Consider the following 569-nt stretch of genomic DNA (forward strand, 5'->3'; position numbering starts at 1 on the left):
CTTCAGACGGTCGACTACGCCAACACGCGCTATTCCAAGCTCGACCAGATCAACGCCGGAAACGTCAAGAACCTCCAGGTCGCCTGGACCTTCTCGACCGGCGTGCTGCGCGGCCACGAGGGCTCGCCGCTCGTCGTCGGCAACATGATGTACGTCCACACCCCCTTCCCGAACATCGTCTACGCGCTCGACCTCGACCACGAGGCCAAGATCGTGTGGAAGTACGAGCCCAAGCAGGATCCGTCGGTGATCCCGGTGATGTGCTGCGACACGGTCAACCGTGGCCTGGCCTACTCCGACAACGCCATCATCCTGCACCAGGCCGACACCACGGTCGTGTCGCTCGACGCCAAGACCGGCAAGGTCAACTGGTCGGTCGTGAACGGCGACCCGAAGAAGGGCGAGACCAACACCGCCACGGTCCTGCCGGTGAAGGACAAGATCATCGTCGGCATCTCGGGCGGCGAGTTCGGCGTGCAGTGCCACGTGACCGCCTACGACGCCAAGACCGGCAAGAAGGTCTGGCGCGGCTACTCGATCGGCCCGGACGACCAGATGCTGGTCGACCC

General features: G+C 64.3%; 1 protein-coding gene. It reads left to right on the forward strand.

The genetic code is table 11. The features are described from left to right. The coding region (locus tag FV234_RS25955) for a PQQ-binding-like beta-propeller repeat protein (RefSeq protein ID WP_147832460.1) at positions 1–569 on the forward strand (569 nt) is incomplete at both ends.

The organism is Methylobacterium sp. WL8, assembly GCF_008040045.1.
Lineage (GTDB): Bacteria > Pseudomonadota > Alphaproteobacteria > Rhizobiales > Beijerinckiaceae > Methylobacterium > Methylobacterium cerastii.